Origin of the sequence: Ideonella sp. (assembly GCF_036277275.1) — a bacterium.
Classification (GTDB): Bacteria; Pseudomonadota; Gammaproteobacteria; order Burkholderiales; family Burkholderiaceae_C; genus Ideonella.
Genome location: NZ_DASUNH010000110.1, coordinates 30,565 through 49,045, shown reverse-complemented (window position 1 = coordinate 49,045; position 18,481 = coordinate 30,565). Strand labels below are relative to the sequence as shown.

The 18,481-nt window shown below is 67.5% G+C and carries 14 protein-coding genes; 7 read left to right on the top strand and 7 right to left on the bottom strand.

Annotated features, from left to right (window positions below; translation table 11 throughout):
- Nucleotides 1–38: 38 nt before the first annotated feature.
- Together VFY73_RS18910 and VFY73_RS18905 are read left to right on the top strand one after the other, a co-directional pair.
- The gene (locus VFY73_RS18910; protein WP_329721632.1) at nt 39–938 is read left to right on the top strand and encodes a metallophosphoesterase; all 900 of its coding nucleotides are present in this window, start codon (nt 39–41) and stop codon (nt 936–938) included.
- Nucleotides 935–1,357 carry a universal stress protein gene (locus tag VFY73_RS18905; protein WP_329721630.1) on the top strand — a complete coding sequence of 141 codons (423 nt, stop codon included), beginning with the start codon at nt 935–937 and terminating at the stop codon, nt 1,355–1,357. Before VFY73_RS18910 ends, VFY73_RS18905 begins: the two co-directional genes overlap by 4 nt.
- Nucleotides 1,358–1,401: 44 nt before the next feature.
- Here the strand turns inward: VFY73_RS18905 and VFY73_RS18900 are convergent, their stop codons facing one another.
- Complete coding sequence (locus tag VFY73_RS18900; protein ID WP_329721628.1) at nt 1,402–1,620, bottom strand: hypothetical protein; 219 nt, start codon at nt 1,618–1,620, stop codon at nt 1,402–1,404.
- Nucleotides 1,621–1,914: 294 nt separating this feature from the next.
- On the opposite strand from VFY73_RS18900, the gene VFY73_RS18895 reads away from it, so the two are divergent.
- A complete protein-coding gene (locus VFY73_RS18895) occupies nt 1,915–3,231 on the top strand; it encodes a D-amino acid dehydrogenase (protein WP_329721626.1) in 1,317 nt (438 codons plus the stop codon).
- 99 nt (nt 3,232–3,330) lie between these two features.
- Nucleotides 3,331–4,623, top strand: a complete 1,293-nt coding sequence (locus tag VFY73_RS18890; RefSeq protein ID WP_329721624.1) for an Hsp70 family protein — start codon at nt 3,331–3,333, stop codon at nt 4,621–4,623.
- A gap of 197 nt (nt 4,624–4,820) precedes the next feature.
- Here the strand turns inward: VFY73_RS18890 and VFY73_RS18885 are convergent, their stop codons facing one another.
- The 4 genes from VFY73_RS18885 to VFY73_RS18870 form a co-directional block, all read right to left on the bottom strand.
- Nucleotides 4,821–5,222 carry a PaaI family thioesterase gene (locus VFY73_RS18885; RefSeq protein WP_329721622.1) on the bottom strand — a complete coding sequence of 134 codons (402 nt, stop codon included), beginning with the start codon at nt 5,220–5,222 and terminating at the stop codon, nt 4,821–4,823.
- 24 nt (nt 5,223–5,246) lie between these two features.
- On the bottom strand, nt 5,247–5,939 hold the full coding sequence (locus VFY73_RS18880; RefSeq protein WP_329721620.1) for a YecA family protein: 693 nt from the start codon (nt 5,937–5,939) through the stop codon (nt 5,247–5,249).
- A gap of 505 nt (nt 5,940–6,444) precedes the next feature.
- A complete protein-coding gene (locus VFY73_RS18875) occupies nt 6,445–8,028 on the bottom strand; it encodes a methyl-accepting chemotaxis protein (protein ID WP_329721618.1) in 1,584 nt (527 codons plus the stop codon).
- A gap of 146 nt (nt 8,029–8,174) precedes the next feature.
- Nucleotides 8,175–9,104 carry a LysR family transcriptional regulator gene (locus VFY73_RS18870; RefSeq protein ID WP_329721616.1) on the bottom strand — a complete coding sequence of 310 codons (930 nt, stop codon included), beginning with the start codon at nt 9,102–9,104 and terminating at the stop codon, nt 8,175–8,177.
- A 140-nt stretch (nt 9,105–9,244) separates the two neighbouring features.
- Here VFY73_RS18870 and VFY73_RS18865 point away from each other — a divergent pair, with 140 nt between their 5' ends.
- Nucleotides 9,245–10,765 carry a CoA-acylating methylmalonate-semialdehyde dehydrogenase gene (locus VFY73_RS18865; protein WP_329721614.1) on the top strand — a complete coding sequence of 507 codons (1,521 nt, stop codon included), beginning with the start codon at nt 9,245–9,247 and terminating at the stop codon, nt 10,763–10,765.
- A 76-nt stretch (nt 10,766–10,841) separates the two neighbouring features.
- Here the strand turns inward: VFY73_RS18865 and VFY73_RS18860 are convergent, their stop codons facing one another.
- Complete coding sequence (locus VFY73_RS18860) at nt 10,842–11,582, bottom strand: hypothetical protein (RefSeq protein ID WP_329721612.1); 741 nt, start codon at nt 11,580–11,582, stop codon at nt 10,842–10,844.
- Between the two features lie 76 nt (nt 11,583–11,658).
- Nucleotides 11,659–15,021, bottom strand: a complete 3,363-nt coding sequence (locus VFY73_RS18855) for a bifunctional diguanylate cyclase/phosphodiesterase (RefSeq protein ID WP_329721610.1) — start codon at nt 15,019–15,021, stop codon at nt 11,659–11,661.
- 282 nt (nt 15,022–15,303) lie between these two features.
- On the opposite strand from VFY73_RS18855, the gene VFY73_RS18850 reads away from it, so the two are divergent.
- Together VFY73_RS18850 and VFY73_RS18845 are read left to right on the top strand one after the other, a co-directional pair.
- Nucleotides 15,304–17,832 (top strand): response regulator, encoded by a 2,529-nt coding sequence (locus VFY73_RS18850; RefSeq protein WP_329721608.1) that lies wholly within the window; start codon nt 15,304–15,306, stop codon nt 17,830–17,832.
- A 169-nt stretch (nt 17,833–18,001) separates the two neighbouring features.
- Entirely contained in the window at nt 18,002–18,472 is a 471-nt protein-coding gene (locus VFY73_RS18845) for a PAS domain-containing protein (RefSeq protein ID WP_329721606.1), read from the top strand.
- Nucleotides 18,473–18,481: the final 9 nt, after the last annotated feature.

The window sequence follows — 18,481 nt, the reverse complement described above, 5'->3', positions numbered from 1 at the left end:
GCGCGCAACGCCGTCCAAGGTTTGCGATCATCGCTTCCATGCGACTGCAACTTGCCTCCGACCTGCACCTCGAGCGTTACCCCGATTTCAGACTGCCCCCTGCCCCTGGCGCCGACACGCTGGTGCTGGCGGGCGACATCGGCTCGTACCAGGCGAACTCGCGGCTGGCGGGCCCTGACTTCGGGCTCGAGCGGTTTGCCCCCGGCCAGCCGGGCGCGCCTTGGCAGCACGTGCTCTACCTGCCCGGCAACCACGAATACGACGGGCTCGATTTCGCCGACGCCCATGCGCGGCTGCGTGCAACCTGCGAACGGCTGGGCATCACGTGGCTCGAGCGCGAAACGCTGGTGATCGACGGCGTGCGCTTCATCGGCACCACCTTGTGGAGCGACTTCGACGCGCTGGCTGTCGGCAAGAACACCGTCACCCAGCAACTGCAGGCACGCGAAAAGGCCTACCGCGCTGCCAACTTCTACCTGCAGCGCTTCACCGCCAGCCAGTACGGCGAGCCAATGCTGGCCGAGGAGTGGCGCCAGCTGGCGCTCGAATGCCAGCAGTGGCTGCGCGAGGCGCTGGCCAAGCCGTTCGACGGCACGACCGTCGTCGTCACCCACTACGCGCCAAGCCTGAGCAGCGCCGACCCACGCTACGGGCTGACGCCGGGCACCGCCGGTTTCTGCAACGCGCTGGACGAACTGTTCGACTTCGCCGACGTCTGGCTTCATGGCCACTTGCACTGCCCCAGCCACTACAGGGCGGGACGCCACCAACGCTGCGAGGTGTTCGCCAACCCGCGCGGCTACTTCAGCAAGGGCGAGCAGGAGACCTTTCGCCCGCAGTTCACGGTCGACGTGCCTTGCCATCGCGTTGATGCGCCACAAGCCGCGCCGGCAGGCCCGTGCGAAACTGATTTATCTAACCGAGGAGATGAACGATGAAGATCCTGGTCGCCGTGGATGGCAGTCCCTACACGAAGCACATGCTGGCCTACCTGGCGGCACACGACGAATGGTTGGGTGAGCACCATGAGTACACCGTGATTCATTCGGTGATGGCGGTGCCTCCGCGCGCCGCGGCGGCAGTGGACAAGGCGGTGCTCGCGGCCTACTACGAGGCAGAGGCCGACAAGGTCTTCAAGCCGATCCGCCAGTTCTTCGCCAAGCAGAAGCTGTCGGCCACCTTCGTCTCGAAGATCGGCCACGCTGCCGACAACATCGCGGCCATGGCCACCAAGGGCAAGTTCGATCTGTTGGTGATGGGCTCACACGGTCACGGCTCGCTGGGCAAGCTCGTGATGGGCTCGGTGACGACGAAGGTGATGGCGCACTGCACGACGCCGGTGCTGTTGGTGCGCTGACACCCACCGCCGGCCGCGCACACGAGGTGTTGGCGCAGCGGGGTTCAACTCGCGCTGAGCCGCCGCAGCCAGCTCGTCTGCATGATGCTCACGCGGCCGGCCTGGGCCAGCGTCGTGGCGGCAGCCACCTCGGCCGGTGGCTCGTCGAGACAGAAGTCCAGACCCATGGCAGTGCCCATGTCGGCCGGGTCCAGCTCCGGCGCGGGCGTCGCGCCCAGACCCATCAGACGGCGCAACAAGCTGGGGTGAGCGGCGTTCGACATGGTGGTCTCCGGGGCGGGTTGTTGCCTTTAGTTTCGTCCCGTTGCGGTTTTTCGTTACCTCTATTTCGGGGGGTAAAGCCATGCAGTTGCGGCATTTGCACGCGGCTGTGGCGCGCCGGTCCCACCCGATGGGAATCTGCCCTGACCGGGTTGGGACGGCCGCCGCGTCAGACAGGTTGACGAGCGTCGTGAGATAAGCAAACCTAATGAACTGTGAATTTCATGAGTTTTGCTTCATTTACGACGGCCTTCTGCCGAGAATGACCCGGATTCAATCCACGCAGTTTTTCGGGCATGAAGATCATCGTTCTTGGCGCCGGCATCATCGGCATCTCCACCGCTTGGTACCTGGCTGAAGAAGGCCACGACGTCACGGTGGTCGATCGGCAGCCCGATGCGGCGCTGGAAACCAGTTTCGCCAATGGCGCGCAAATCTCCGTCAGCTTCTGCGAGCCCTGGGCCAATGCAGGGGCCCCACTGAAGGTGCTGAAGTGGCTGCTGCGTGACGACTCGCCGCTGCTGTTCCGCCCTCGGCTCGATCCATACCAATGGCGCTGGGGCGTCAAGTTCCTGCTGCAGTGCACCGACGCGGCCTTTGCCCGCAACGTCGAGCAGTTGGTCGCCCTGGGTGCCTACAGCCACGAGTCGCTGAAAGGCCTGGTCGACAAGACCGGCATCGAGTACGAGCGCCTCGAGCGCGGCATCCTGCATTTCTTCTCGTCGGCCAAGGACTTCGAGGCCGGTGCCGCCGGTGCCGAGCTGATGCGCCAGCACGGCGTCGACCGCCGCGTGCTGAATCGCGACGAGGTGCTGAAAGTCGAGCCGTCGCTGGCCGCGTTCGGCCCGAACATCCATGGTGGCACCTACACGCCCAGTGATGAATCGGGCGATGCCCGCGTCTTCACCCAGAAGCTGGCCGAAAAATGCCGCGAGCGCGGCGTGACATTCCTCTACGAGCACGACGTTCTCGGCTTCGACCGCGTCGGCAACGAGATCAGCGGCGTCAACGTCGGCTGCCAGCGCACCGGCGCGCGCAGCACGCTGCGCGGCGACCAGTTCGTGGCGGCGATGGGCTCGTTCACCGCCCCGCTGTTGCGCCCGATCGGCGTCGACCTCGACATCTACCCCGCCAAGGGCTACTCGGCCACGCTGCGGTTGAAGAAGCCCGAAGCCGCGAGCACCGTGAGCCTGCTGGACGACACCCGCAAGATCGCGATCTCGCGCCTGGGGGATCACATCCGCATCGCCGGCACGGCCGAGATGGCAGGCTATGACCAGAGCCTGGCCAGCAGCACGGCGCAGGTGCGTTGCGCGGCGCTGGTCAAGCGCTACGAAGAGCTGTTCCCAGGCGTCGCCCACCTCGACGAGCCGAACTACTGGACCGGCCTGCGCCCGAGCACGCCGACCAACATTCCCTACATCGGCCGCAGCCAGATCAGCAACCTGTGGCTCAATGCCGGCCACGGCACGCTGGGCTGGACGCACGGCGCCGGCTCGGGCCGCGCGCTGGCCGAGCTGATGAGCGGCAAGCGGCCGCAGCTGAACTTCGGCTTCTGCGGCCCCGAGCTGCCGCAGCGCAAGCCACAGGTCACGCTGGCCCCGTCGACCTGACCTGACGAGCACGTCGATTTCCGATCGCCGCCCGCAGTGCGGCGATCGGTGGCAGAATCGCGCCCTTTTTTCTCGCGCGTCCCTCTGCGCCCGGTTGCCATGCACCACGCCTACTGCGCCATCGACTTCGGCACGTCGAATTCGGCGATTGCCTTGCCCGGTGCGGCCCACCGCGTGGCGCTGGTCGAGGTCGAACCCGGTCAGCGCACGATGCCGACCGCCGTCTTCTACACGCTCGAAGGCACCGCTCCGCACGAAGACCCGAGGCGGCTCTACGGCCGCCAGGCGCTCGCTGCCTACGTCGAGGGTCATGAAGGCCGGCTGATGCGCTCGATGAAGAGTGTGCTGGGCTCTTCGTTGATCGACCAGGGCACCGATGTCGGCGGTGGCCGCTCGGTGCGTTTCCTCGACGTGATCGCCGGCTACCTGCGGCATCTGAAGTCGCTGGCCGAGGCGCAGGCCGGCGAGCCGCTGAAGCGCGCCGTGCTCGGACGGCCTGTGTACTTCGTCGACGACGACCCCGAGCGCGACGCGCAAGCCCAGGCCGCACTGGAACAGGCCGCACGCCAGGTCGGCTTTGCCGAGGTCAGCTTCCAGTACGAGCCGATCGCCGCGGCGCTGGACTTCGAGGCCACCGTCGACCATGAGCAGTTGGTGCTGGTGGCGGACATCGGCGGTGGCACGTCGGACTTTTCGCTCGTGCGCGTCGGCCCCGAACGGGCGAAGCGGGTGGATCGCGCGAACGACATCCTGGCCAACCACGGTGTGCACATCGCCGGCACCGATTTCGACCGCCATGTCGAATTGGCCGCGATCCTGCCGCTGGCGGGCTACAAGGCACGCGGGCCGGCGCCGGCCGAGCGCGAGGTGCCGAACAAGGTCTATTTCGACCTCGCCACCTGGCACCTGATCAACACGGTCTACACGCCGGCCCGGGTGATGGAGCTGCGCCGCATGCGGACCTTCTATGCCGATGCCGAGCTGCATGCGCGGCTGATGACGATCGTCGAACACAAGCTGGGCCACGCGTTGATGGCCAAGGCCGAGGCCGCGAAGATCGCCGTGGCCGACGGCCGCGAGGGCGACGTGGTGCACATCGACCTGGATCCGGTCGAGCCGGGCCTGCAGGCGCTGCTGGCCGAGCCCCAGGCGCTGGGTGCGATCGAGGCCGACCTGGAGCGCATCGTGCAAGCCGGGCTCGAAACGGTGCGGCTGGCCGGCGTGGCGCCCGAGCAGGTCGAAGCGGTCTACCTGACCGGCGGCTCAACCGGCCTGGCGCCGCTCGCGCACCGCATTGCCGCCCCGTTCACGCGCGCGCGCACCGTGCGCGGCGACCGCCTCGCCAGCGTGGCGCAGGGCCTGGGCCTGCACGCACAGCGCGTGTTTGCATAGGTAATCCCAACTAGGCGCGCGCAGCGCCGCCGCCCATCAAGTGGCGTGCGCGGATCTGGCTTTGCCAGTCCGCTGCGCGAGCCCCCTCGGGGGCCGAGGTCGGACATGAACAGTCCTGGACTGTTCGTGCCTACCGAGGGGCCGAGCCTCTGGCTCGGCGCGGCCTGCAGGGCAGCCCCCGGTAGGGGGCGTGGGGGCTAATAAAGCACCATCTGCGTGCAGCGGAACAGCGCGAGCGTCTTGCCTGTTTCGCGGCTGGTCACCACAGCGTCCCAGATCTGGGTGGTCTTGCCCATGTGCACGGGCGTGGCCACGCACTCGATCGTGCCCTCGCGGGCAGTGCCGAGGAAGTTCGATTTCAGCTCGATCGTCGTGAAGCCGGTGGCGCCGGCCGGCAGGTTCGTCACGCAGCCGTAGCCGGCACAGGTATCGGCCAACGTGACGACGCTGCCGGCATGCAGGAAGCCGTTCGGCGCCATCAGCTCGGCCCGTACCGGCAGATGGGCCTTGACGCCCGAAGCCCCGGCCTCTTCGATCACGATGCCGAGATAGCCGGGCAGGTTCGGAGCGCCAAAGGTGTTGAGTTGGTCGGCTTGCATCTGGGCGACAGTGGATGGAAAGGATCAATGGCGACGGCCGCGGGTCCCACCACCACCTGTTCCACCACCCGGCGCCGGCCGGCGCGGACGCGGTGACGGCGGACGCCGCGGCTTGGTGCTGGGCAACGGCCGGGTCACGTCGGCCAGCAACAGCACGCTGTTGACCAACGCCTCCACCGCTTCGGCGAGGTCGGCCGGTGGCTCGAGCTCCTCGATCAGTTCGAGCAGTTCGTCGGCATCTTCGAGGTCTTCCGGGTCGAAGCTGCGGTACAGCACCGCCAGCGGCTCGGCCACCTCGGGCGAATCACTGCGCATCAGCGCCGGGAAGAACTCCATCGCCGTCGCGAAGCCCGCCACCCACGGCATCACGGCCTGCAGCGGGTCCTCTTCATCGTCAAGTTCGAACACCCACGGGTCGAACCATTGACGCTCGCGGATCGCTGCGTCGAGTTCCGCATGGCGGCGGCGCACCAGCGCGCGCAGCGGCTCGTCGTCGAAGCCGAGCGGAATCGAACGACCGTCCACATCCACCACGTGGCGCCACCACTGCGCCTCGGGCACCGGCTTGGGCTGCAGCAGCACGCCGCAGAGAAAACCATCGAGCATCATCGCGTCCAGCGGCTCGGCAGGCGCAGGAATGCGGTCCAGCCAACGCTCGAGCAAGGCCAGGTCGGCGTCGGTCAGCGCGGGCAAAGATTCGGGTGCAGGTGCAGGCATCGCGCGATTGTCGCGCCGACAGGCGTCGGCCGCACATCAAGCTGACGGCCTCACCAAGAAATGGCCGCCACACCAACGCTCTGCACCTTTTGTGCAGACAGTGTGCCTCTAGGGGCCAGCATCCCCCAATCAGGGGATAGCTCTCGTTACAGTGCCCACCTAGAGTGCCCGACATGCCCCAGGGTGCACTGAACGGCGCGCCCGGGCGAACGTCCCAACGACGTCCTCTTTGAGGACTTGTACGGACCCAGCCCTCACGGGCTGGGTCGTTTTTTTATTCCTGGCTCGCTTCGCAGAAGCAGCCACCACCCAGTTTCCTAGGCGCGCGCAGCGCCGCCGCCCACCAAGTGGCGTGCGCGGATTCGGCTCTGCCGGGCCGCTGCGCGAGTCCCCTTGGGGGCCGAGGTCGGACATGAACAGTCCTGGACTGTTCGTGCCTACCGAGGGGCCGAGCCTCTGGCTCGGCGCGGCCTGCAGGGCAGGCCCCGGTAGGGGCCGTGGGGGCTCAATGAATGTAGTTCGCGTCGCGCTGCAGGCGGAAGACGCTGACCAGTTCTGCCAAGCGGGCCGCCTGGCCCTTCAGGCTCTCGGCCGCCGCGGCTGATTGCTCCACGAGCGCAGCGTTTTGCTGGGTCATCTGGTCGAGCTGGCCGACCGCGCCGCTGACCTGGCCGATGCCAGTGCTCTGCTCGGCAGCGGCGGCGGTGATCTCGCTGATGATGCCGGACACCCGCTGCACGCTGGCGACGATCTCGCCCATCGTGCTGCCGGCATCGCCGACCAGCCGGCTGCCGGCCTCGACCTTGTCGACGCTGGTGCCGATCAGGCCCTTGATTTCCTTCGCCGCTTCGGCGCTGCGCTGGGCCAGCGAACGCACTTCACCCGCCACCACCGCAAAGCCACGGCCTTGTTCACCGGCGCGCGCCGCTTCCACCGCGGCGTTCAGGGCCAGGATGTTGGTCTGGAACGCGATGCCGTCGATCACACCAATGATGTCAGCGATCTTGCGTGAACTGTTGTTGATCTCGTTCATCGTCGAGACGACCTGCGCCACGACCTCGCCACCGCGTTTGGCCACCGCCGAGGCCGAGCTGGCCATCTGGTTGGCCTGGCTCGCGGCTTCAGCCGACTGGTTCACCGTGCCGGTCAGTTGCGTCATCGACGACGCAGCCTGCTGCAGGTTGCTGGCAGTCTGCTCGGTGCGTTGCGACAGATCCTGGTTGCCCACGGCCACTTCGGTGCTCGCGGTCTGGATCGACTCGGCCGACTGGCGGATATCGCCCACCAGCGAACGCAATCTGTCCTGCATGCCGTGAATGGCTTGCAGCAGGCGGCCGATCTCGTCTTGCGAGGTGACCTCGACCGTCGAGGTCAGGTCGCCTTCGGCGATCCGCTCGGCCACTTTGACGGCACGCGCCACCGGCACGGTGATGCTGCGCGTGGTGCGCCACGCCAGCAACACGCCAGCGACCATGGCACCAGCCATCAGCGCAGCCACCATCAGCAGCGCACGCTTTTGCGAGCTGATCACGGCCTCGGCGGCTTCGGTGTTCTGCTTGTGCACGATGTCGATCAGCTTGGCGACCTTCTGGCGCCAAACGATCTCGACCGGGCGCACGGCCTCGGTCAGCGTCATCGTGGCTTCGACGCCGGCGCCGGCTTCGCCTTCCTTGGCGGCGCGCTCGACCAGCGGGATGGTTTTCTTGCCGCTCTCGACGATGTCGTTCATCAACGCACGCTCGTCGGCATCGGCGGTCGAGCCGATCAATGCCAGCAGTGCGGCTTCGCCGGTGACGTAGCGCTTCTTCGCATCGGCCAGCACCTTCATCTCGACGTCGATGGCCTTCACATCGGTCAGCAGCGTGACCGTGCGGGCCTGGATCGCCAGGCTGTTGATGCTTTCCAGCATGCTGTTGGCCAGCGCCAACTTCTCGTTCTTGACGCCGACGATGTCTTGCACGCGACTGCCCTGGGCACGCAACTCGGCCACGCTGAGGCCGGCGACGACCAGCAACATCAGCAACAGACTGCCGAAGCCAAAGCCCAGGCGACGGGCCAGCGTCAAGCGCGCGAAAGAAGGAACAGCCATGGTCGTGTGTCTCCGGACTCGTGTCGGTTGGGTCGGTCTGATCGGTTTTCGGATTGTTCGACGCCCGACTTGAGCCGACTCACGTGATTTGCGGCACTCGAACGGTGCAATTCCTTTCTTCAGGCTGACGTGGCATCGACCACGCTTCACACCGGCGCACGGCCGCCCAGCGCCTGGGCCAGCCAGGCCACCAGCGCCCGCACACCCCGCGGCACTTGGGCCGCGTACGGCCGGATCGCCCACAGGTGGGTGCCAAAGGCCCCCACGGCATGCCAGCTCGGCAACAACTCGACCAGCTCACCCGCCGCCAGGGCCGGCTCGGCGCTGAAATCAGGCAACAGCGTGATGCCCAGGCCGGCCAGCGCCGCCTCACGCAGCGCCTCGCTGTTGTTCGCCGCAAAAGGCCCCTTCAGCGGCACGCTGACGCGCTCGCCCGCCTTGCGCTCGAAGCTCCACGCCGCGGTGTCGCCGGCGCGCGGGTAGAACAGGCATTCGTGATCGCGCAGGTCCTGCGGCGCGCGCGGCGCCTGGCGGCGCGCAAGATAGTCGGGGCTGGCCAGCAGCACGCTGCGGGTTTCGCGCAGCATCCAGGCGACATGGGTGTCCGGGGGCGTGCTGGTGTGGCGGATCGCCAGGTCGAAGCCTTCTTGCGCCAGCGGCCGCAACCGGTCGGACAAGTCCAACTCGACCTGCAGCGCCGGGTGTGCACGCAAAAAGCCGGGCAGCAACGGCACGATGCACTGCCGCGCCAGCGCCACCGGTGCCGTCACTCGCAGCCGGCCGCTGGGCGCATCGGCCAGGTCGCGCACCTCGGCGAACGCCTGGTCAATGGTGGCGAACGCGCCCTGCGTAGCCGCCACCAGCTGCCTGCCAGCATCGGTCAACTGCATGCTTCGGGTCGTGCGCTGCACCAGCGGCACGCCAGCTGCGGCCTCCAACTCGGCCACGCGCTGGCTCATCGCGGCCTTGCTCAGGTTCAGGCGCTGCGCAGCGGCGGTGAAGCTGCCGGCCTCCGCCAGCACGGTCAGGGCGTGGATGGGCGACCACAGCGCCGCGCCGCGGCCAGGATTCGACATTCGGGTGCTCATCGATTGGTTCTCAGTTTGAGAATCATATTGTTCACCTTTCGGAACAATGAATCCAGCCTGGCGGCATTGGCAGCGTCGGGCTTGCTGCCTAGACTGGCGCCATCCCTGCACTGCAACCGAAACACACCATGGGCGCCCCCGAAGCTTTCACTGCCACCGCCGAAATTGGCCACTTCATCGCCGGGCGCGTCGAGCGCAGCACCAGCGGCCGCACCCAAGCCGTCTACAACCCGGCCACCGGCAAGGTGGCGCGCCAGGTCGCGCTGGCCAGCGTGGATGAGGTGAATGCAGCGGTCGTCGCGGCCCAGGCCGCCTTCCCCGCCTGGGCCGACACGCCGCCGCTGCGGCGTGCGCGCGTCCTGAACAACTTCCTCGGCCTGCTGAACCAGCACAAGGACACGCTGGCCGCGATGATCACCGCCGAGCACGGCAAGGTCTTCACCGATGCGCAGGGCGAAGTCACGCGTGGCATCGAGATCGTCGAGTTCGCCTGCGGTGCGCCGCAGCTGCTGAAGACCGACTTCACCGACCAGGTCGGCACGGGCATCGACAACTGGGTGCTGCGCCAGCCGCTGGGCGTGGTGGCCGGCATCACGCCGTTCAACTTCCCGTGCATGGTCCCGATGTGGATGTTTCCGATGGCGCTGGCCACCGGCAACACCTTCATCCTGAAGCCCAGCGAACGCGACCCGTCACCGAGCCTGTTCATGGCCGAGCTGCTGAAGCAGGCCGGCCTGCCCGACGGCGTGTTCAACGTCGTGCAGGGCGACAAGCTGGCGGTCGACACATTGCTGACGCACCCGGACGTCAAGGCCATCAGCTTCGTCGGCTCGACCCCGATCGCGCAGTACATCTACGAGACCGGCGCCAAGCACGGCAAGCGCGTGCAGGCGCTGGGCGGCGCAAAGAACCACATGGTGGTGATGCCCGATGCCGACATCGACCAGGCGGTCGACGCACTGATCGGCGCGGCCTACGGCTCGGCCGGCGAGCGCTGCATGGCGATCTCGGTCGCGGTGCTGGTCGGCGACGTGGCCGACAAGATCGTGCCGAAGGTGGCCGAGCGTGCGAAGGCGCTGAAGATCAAGAACGGGATGGAGCTCGATGCAGAGATGGGCCCGATCGTCACGCGCGAAGCCAAGCAGCGCATCGAGGGCTACATCGGCATCGGTGTGGAGGAAGGCGCGAAGCTGGTCGTCGACGGCCGCGGCCACCAGGTGGCGGGCCATGAGGAAGGCTTCTTCACCGGCGGCACGCTGTTCGACCACGTGACGCCCGAGATGCGCATCTACAAGGAAGAAATCTTCGGGCCGGTGCTGGCCTGTGTGCGCGTCCCCGACTTTGCTGCCGCACTCGCGCTGGTCAACGCCCACGAGTTTGGCAACGGCGTGGCCTGCTTCACCAGCGACGGCAACGTGGCGCGCGAGTTCAGCCGCCGCGTGCAGGTCGGCATGGTCGGTATCAACGTGCCCATTCCCGTGCCAATGGCGTGGCACGGCTTCGGTGGCTGGAAAAAGAGCCTGTTCGGCGACATGCACGCCTACGGCGAAGAAGGCGTGCGCTTCTACACCAAGCAAAAGAGCGTGATGCAGCGCTGGCCGGCCAGCATCGGCAAGGGGGCCGAGTTCGTGATGCCGACGGCCAAGTAACCGTCGGCCGGGTGACGGTGGTCCGTCATCCCCTCCCTGGATGGCATGTGGCCGCTTCACCGCGGCCGCATGACCGTCAGTGGGTCGGAGCTTCGCCGCCGCACCAGGCTGCGGCCGTGGCCTTCTTCGCCGGCGCTTCACCGCCACACCAGGCCGCTGCCTTGGCCGCCGGCGCTTCACCACCGCACCACGCTGCTGCCTTCTCAATGGGCGCCTCGCCGCCGCACCAGGCCGCTGCCTTGGCCGCCGGCGCTTCACCACCGCACCACGCTGCTGCCTTCTCAACGGGCGCTTCGCCGCCGCACCAGGCCGCCGCCTTGGCCGCAGGCGCCTCACCGCCGCACCAGGCCGTGGACTTGTCAGCGTGCTCGCCACCGCACCAGGCCGGATCGGCCGGGACAGCTGCCATGTGGGCGTTGGCTGGCACTTCTTCGCCGAAGTCGCTCTCGAACAGGCCGTGAAGCGCCTGGGCGGCCTGGTCCAGGCGGTCTTCGTCACCGCGCATGCCCAGGTAGGGGTTGTGGTGCAGAAAGCCGCCGAAGATCAGCTCGCAGTCCGCCGCGTACTTGCGCGTGTCCAGGATGTGCGCGTGCCAGAACTTGTCGATGTCGCGCGTGGGCGCCAACTGTTGCCCCGGGTGCATGGCCAGCAGTGCCAGGAAGCGCTTGTAGCCCAGCTCGATGCGATCGACATGCTCGGCGGTCCAGCCGTAGCCGTCTTCCTTGCTGGTGATCTTGAACTTGATGGGCGCCAGGTCGAGCGCCGCAATGCGGTTCATCACCTGCGCCAGACCGCGGTTTTCGGATAGCAATTGCATCAATCAACTCCCTAGGGGTCAAAAATGCCAGCAGCCTGCTGCCGCTGGCGGTCAAGCGCGACCCCGGTGATGCGGCTCAGGCCGCGACCACCGGGCTCACGAAATTCCTCACGTCACGGGCCAGGAATCGGCTCATCTCGCCCACGGTGATCGGTTTGCTCAGGTAGAAGCCCTGGATCTGGTCGCAGTGGTTGCTGCGCAGGAAGCCCAGCTGCTCCAGCGTTTCGACCCCCTCGGCCACCACCTTCATGCGCAGGCGCTGGGCCAGCCCGATGATCCCGGCCGTCAGGGCGGCGGCGTCTTCGTCGCCGGGCAGATCCTTGATGAAGGAACGGTCGATCTTCAGCGTGCTGAGCGGAAAGCGCTGCAAGTACGACAGCGACGAGTAGCCGGTGCCGAAATCGTCGATCGCCAGCGACACGCCGAGATCACGCAACTCGCGCAGCTGAGCGGCCGCACGGGTCGGGTTGCGCATCACGCCGCTTTCGGTGATCTCCAGTTCGAGCATCGATGCATCCAGGCCCGCCTGGGCCAGGACCTGAGCGACCTCTTCGACCAGCCGGGGCCGGTTCAGCTGGCGCGGCGACAGGTTGACGCTCACCTGCACCGGGTTGCCCTCGTGCTGCCAACGCAGCGCATCGCGGCACGCCACCTCGAGCGCCCACTGGCCCATGCTTTCGATCAGGCCGGTGTCTTCGGCGATCGGGATGAACTGGGCCGGCGACACCATGCCGAGCGTCGGATGTTGCCAACGCATCAGCGCCTCGACCCCAGTGACCCGGCCGGTCGCCAGCTCCAGCTTCGGCTGGTAGACGAGGAACAGTTCTTCACGTTCCAGCGCACGGTGCAGGTTGCTTTCGAGCACCAGCCGCTGCTGCCCTTGCGAAGTGCCTTGCGCCGAGTGGAACTCGTAGCTGCCCGCGCCCTTTTCCTTGGCGCGGTACATCGCGGCATCGGCGTACATCAGCAAGGTCTCGACGTCCTGCCCATCGTCGGGAAACATGCTGACGCCGATGCTGGCGGTGGTGGTCAGCTCGCGCCCATTGACCTCGAACGGCGCGTTGAAACGGCTCAGGATCTTGGTCAGCGGCGCCACCACGTCACTCGCGCTGCCGAGCCCTTCCAGGACGACGACGAATTCGTCGCCACCGAAGCGGGCCACGGTGTCGCTTTCCCTCACGCAGGCCCGCAGGCGGTCGGCGCAGGCACGCAGCAGCATGTCGCCGGCACTGTGGCCCAGGCTGTCGTTGACGTACTTGAACCGGTCCAGATCCATGAACAGCACTGCGACCCGGTTCTGCAGGCGCGCCGCGCGCTGCGTGGCGTGCACGAGCCGATCGTGCAGCAGCGGGCGGTTGGCCAGCCCGGTCAGTGCGTCGTGGTGCGCCACATGGCGCAGGGCTTTCTCGGCCTGCTTGCGCTGCAGGTACTGCGCCAGCTGGCTGGCGATCGAGCGCATGAAGCCTTCGATCTCGCGGTCCACGCTGATCGGCGCGCGGCTGAAGAACTCCAGCGCGGCCCATTGGGGGCCCGCGCTCACCGGGATCAGCATTGCGGCCTGCAGGCCGCATCGGCCGGCCACGAGGTCTTCGTCGTTCATGGCGCCGACCAAGGGAATGCTGCGCCATGTCGGATTGCCGGTGATCGACGCCGATTCGACATGGCTGCTGGCGAGCGGGCTGCGCCAGCGCCGCATGGCAATCGCGAAATCACCCAGTTCCGGCGCGTCGCCCTGCACCCAGGCTTGCAGGCAGCGCAGCTGGCCGTCGGCCTCGCGCAGCCAGCAGGCCGCGGCATTCCATTGCAGGCGGGAGCCGATCGACGACAGGATGTAGGCCACCGCGTTCTCGGGCTCGGTCTCGATCGCCAGCTTCTGGCCGATGTCGTGCGCCAGCTCCAGGCGCAATGCCGCCTTCTTGCGTCCGGTCTCGTCGCGCACGGTCGCGCGCACCGCCGCAACGCCATCTTCCGTCGACCGCCGCAGGTTGACATGCACCCAGCGGTCACCACCATCGGGCAGGCGCACCGCGTGCTCGATCTCCACCCGTTCGTCGCTGTGCTCGGCCCGCCGCACCGCTTCGCTCAATGCGGCGCGCTGCATGTCCGGCACCAGCGCCAGAAGCCTGGGCAGTGTCAGCGCCGTCGAGCCGGCCTCATGGCCATAGATGCGTCCGGCTTCATCCGAGCATTCGATGTTGCCGCTGGACACATCGAGTACCCAGCTGCCCAGCTTGGCCAGCGACTGGGCCTCGGCCAGGCGCTGCTCGCTGCTGCGCAGGCTGTGCGTCATGTCGAGGGCCAGGGCCAGCGCCCGGCGCCTGCCACCCAACAGACTGAGCAGCACGCCCGCCAGCAAGGCGCTGATGATGAAGCCGCCCACCAACACGATGGCGGGCAGCAGGCGTTCCAGCGTACCGACACCCTGGTCGAAAGGCGCCGAGGCCTCGACCAGCCAGACCCGGCCTCCCAGCGCAAACGAGCCAATGCTGTAGAACCCGCTGTCGGCACTGGGGACCTGCTCGCTGGCGGCCGCGCTGCGCGGTGAAACGCCGACGGCAGCCGCACCCGCCACGGCCTGCCCGGCACGGACGGCCTTGTCGGTGTCGAAGACCAGCTTGTCGGGCTGCACCACGGGCGCGGCGAGCGGCGCATCCGGCGCTGGCTCGCGGCCGCCATCGAAGATCCGCAGGCGCACGCCATGCGTGGGCGCCGGCAGGCTCTCCAGCATCTGTGTGACGAGGAAGCCAGCCCCCACGCTGCCCAGATAAGCCTCGCGGCGCTGCTCGACCGTGGCGACCGGCAGGCCGGGCCGGTAGACCGGCAGGCGCATCGCCAAACCGACCTTCCCTTCCTGGCCGCGGACCTGGATCAACTTGCCAGACGCGCTGAGGCGACCCGAGTCGCGGGCGGATTCGAGCGCGGCGCGCACATCGGGAACGATGGCAATGTCCTTGCCGATGACCATTTCATTGCCGGCCAGCGGCTCGATCAGCGTGATTGGCTGGTAGACATCGCGAGCGCCTGGTGGCGTGATCGCGAAGCGCTCGCGCGCCGCGACGGACGGGTCTTGCCTCAACACCACCTCGAAGGCCTCTTTGTCCGGCGCAAGCACCACCGGGGCGTAGTTCAAGACCTGGAAGCCGGGAAAGCTGCGCTTGAGGTCCAGGGCCTCGGCATAGCGGCGAAAGGCCTCGCGAGACACCTCGCCGGTCTGGAACAGCGCGCGCAGCCCGGCCAGCACCTCGACGTAGGCGGCAAAGCGCCGTTCGACCTCGCCGCCGGCGCTGGTGGAAGCGGCGTCGAAACGCACTTGGGCACTTCGCCGGGTCTCGTCCCGGGCCGATTGGCTGATGCCCAGCGACAACAGAACGCCACCACACAGCACGGCGACCGCGATCAACCGGTGGTTGCGTACTGCCCTGCTGTTTGGCTTGCCCATGAGGTGCTCCCTGTTGGGCCGCACTGTAGAGACGTGCCCCTGCGAACGCTGTCGGGAGCCCCGGAGCCTGTCTGTGGGGATCTCTGGATGGTTTGAGTAGGAAACAGCGGAAGTTGTGCTGTCAGCGCACTCGATGTCACTCCCACCCCACACCGGACCGGCGGCGCCTGGGTTGACGGGCCGCCCCCTTCGCCCCACCATCCGTACCAACCGGGCGCAGAACCCGTTTGCTGAACGGGCAAGGCTGCTTTCGATGCACGGGACGTGGACAGGGGAGGCTCGATGACGGGGCTTGTCGATGACAGGCCGGTGTTTCTGTCGACTTTGACGGCGCAGCGCAGTCAGAGCCGCCTGGCACTGGCGGTGACCGTGGTGTCAGCGGCACTGTTCTTGCTGATGGTGCCCTTCGCCAAGCAGCCCCTGGCCCCGGTCTGGGGATTCATCCCGATCTACGAATCGGCGCTCGTCGTCAGTGACCTGATCACGGCGGCCTTGCTGTTCGGGCAGTTCGCGATCCTGCGCTCACGGGCCCTGCTGGTGCTCGCGGGCGGCTACCTCTTCACCGCCTGCCTCGCGGCCGTGCATGCCATGACCTTCCCGGGCCTGTTCGCGCCCAACGGGTTGCTGGGCGCCGGGGCGCAGACCACCGCCTGGCTGTACATGCTGTGGCATGCCGGCTTTCCGCTCGCGGTGCTGATCCATGTCGGGCAGATGCGCCGCCCACCCGAGGCCGCGCTGTGGCGCGGCAGCACCGCCAGCGCGGTGCTGGGCTGCGTCGCGCTCGTACTGGCGCTGACCGTTGGCTGCGGTCTGTTGACGACGGTCGGTCGCGAGGCGCTGCCTGGCATCATGCAAGGCAACCGCTACACGCCGGCCATGATCTTCGTGGTCGGCAGCGTCTGGCTGTTGAGCGCCGTGGCGCTGGTGGCGTTGTGGCGGCAGCAGCCGCGCACGGTGCTCGGCCTGTGGCTGATGGTCGTGATGTGCGCGTGGCTGTTCGACATCGGCCTGTCGGCGGTCTTCAACGCCGGCCGCTTCGACCTGGGCTTTTACGCCGGCCGCATCTACGGGTTGCTGGCGGCAAACTTCGTGCTGATCGTGCTGATGCTGGAGAACAGCAGGCTCTACGCCGGGCTGGTCGACGCCCATGCGCGTGAACGGCAAAAGTCGGCCGACCTGCAACGGCTCAACGCCAGGCTGGACGACTCCAACCACCAGCTGGAACAGGCCAGTCGCTTCAAGTCGGAGTTCCTGGCCAACATGGCGCACGAATTGCGCACACCGCTGAACGCCGTCATCGGGTTTTCCGAGCTGCTGAAGGACGAGCAGGTCGGGCGCCTGCTCGACAAGCAGAAGCGCTTCGCCAGCCTGATCTTCGACAGCGGCCACCACCTGCTCTCGCTGATCAACGACATCCTCGATTTGTCCAAGGTGGAAGCGGGCAAGATGAGCCTCGACCTGGAATCGATCGAGCCCAATACGTTTCTGCGGGCATGCCTGGCCCTGTTCGACGAAGTGGTCGAGCGGCGTGACTTGCGGTTGCACTTCGATGCGATGCCCACCAAGGGTCGCGTGCTGGTGGACGCAAGAAAGCTGCGGCAGATCGTCTACAACCTGCTGTCCAACGCGGTCAAGTTCACCCCCAATGGCGGCGACATCCGCCTGTCGGTGCGCCTGGTGAACCGAGGCGCGCCGTGGCACGCCGCACCGCCGGACACCGTGGCGCGCGTGTTGCCGCTGCCCGAAGCCAGCGACGGCAACCTCGATCTGCTCGAAATCCTGGTCACCGACAGCGGCCGCGGCATGCGTGGCGAAGACCTGCCGCAACTGTTCGAGGCTTTCCAGCAATTGCATTCGCCCGAGCAGGCCGAGCATGTGGGCACCGGGCTCGGCCTGGCGCTGGTCAGCCGCTTTGCAGCCTTGCACGGCGGCACCGTCGGCGTGGCCAGTGCCCCCGGACGCGGTTCGCAGTTCGGCGTCTGGCTGCCCTGGCGCCACGGTGACGCCCCGGCTCGCACCGTGTTGCCCGAGTTGGCCGCGATCTTGCCGCGGCGCAGCGCAACCACCCGTCACGCGCTGGTCATCGAAGACGATCCCGAAGCTGCCGAGCTGTTGCGCTTGCACCTCGAGGGTGCGGGCTTCCATGTCCGTGTCGCCACCAACGGCAACCAGCTTCAACGGCTCGGTGCACCCACGCCGGACCTGATCACGCTCGACATCCTGATGCCCGGCACCAGCGGCTGGGAAATCTTGGAGCAGATCAAGCGCGACGAGACCTTGGCCTGCGTGCCGGTGGTCATCGTGTCGATGGTGGCGGATCGGCAACGCGGTGTCGCGCTCGGTGCCTCCCAGGTGCTCGAGAAGCCCATCGGGCGCCAACAGCTGCTGAACGCCGTCCGCTCGCTCGGCTTGCCCACGCATCCGGGGCCGCACAAGGTGCTCGTCGTCGACGACGACCCGGTGGCGATCGATCTGGTGGCGTCCAACCTCACCGGTGCAGACTGCGAGGTGCTGCGCGCACACGACGGCGAGCAGGCGATCGGCATCGCGCTGAGCAACCAGCCCGACCTGATCATTCTCGACCTGATGATGCCGGGCCTCAGCGGCTTCGAGGTGCTGGACCGCGTCCGCAGCCAGCCGGCCATGGCGTCGGTGCCGATCCTGGTGATGACCTCGAAAACCATCACCGCCCAGGACCGCGCCCGCCTGAGCGGGCGGGTGCAGCAGGTGGTGGGAAAACAGATGCTGGACCGCGATCGTTTCATGGCCGAGGTGGACCGTGCGCTGCACACGGAGACGCAACGGGTATGAAAGCGATTGCCGCCCCTTGGACGGCTCGCGACGGACAGTGTCGGCCCTTCGCGGCCACCCGAACGCCCCACACGCCCCATCAAGAAATCCCCACACGTCGGCAGTGGAGTGCAGGCCGCATGCTGCCGACATCCTGACCGGGCCCATGCCCGACCAGGAGCACCGCACCGTGAACCACGACGAATCTTCGGCACAGCACGATGCGGCGTGCGAGTACGCCATCGCCCGCAGCGACGTGCTGGTGCTGACCATCGCGCCCGACGGGTGCATCAGCTATTGCAACGCTGCGTTCGCCCACGCCAGCGGCTACACCCGCAGCGAGTTGATCGGCCGGCCGCAGATGCTGTTCAACCGACACGACATGCCGGCCGACGTCCTGCGCGACCTCTGGGCCACGCTCGAGGCGGGCGCCTCCTGGTCGTCGGTGGTGAAGAGCCGGCGCAAGACCGGCGAGCGCTACTGGCTGCATGCCATAGCCGCCCCGATCAGCGACGCACATGACCGCGCGGGGTACATGGTCGTTTGCACGCGGCCGCGTCGCGCCCAAGTCCGCCTTGTCGAGGCAACCTACGAAACCATGCGCCGCACGGCCCGCCAGTGGCTGCACGCGGTCTGCTCGCCTTCGATGGCCAGCCGGTGACGGAGCCAG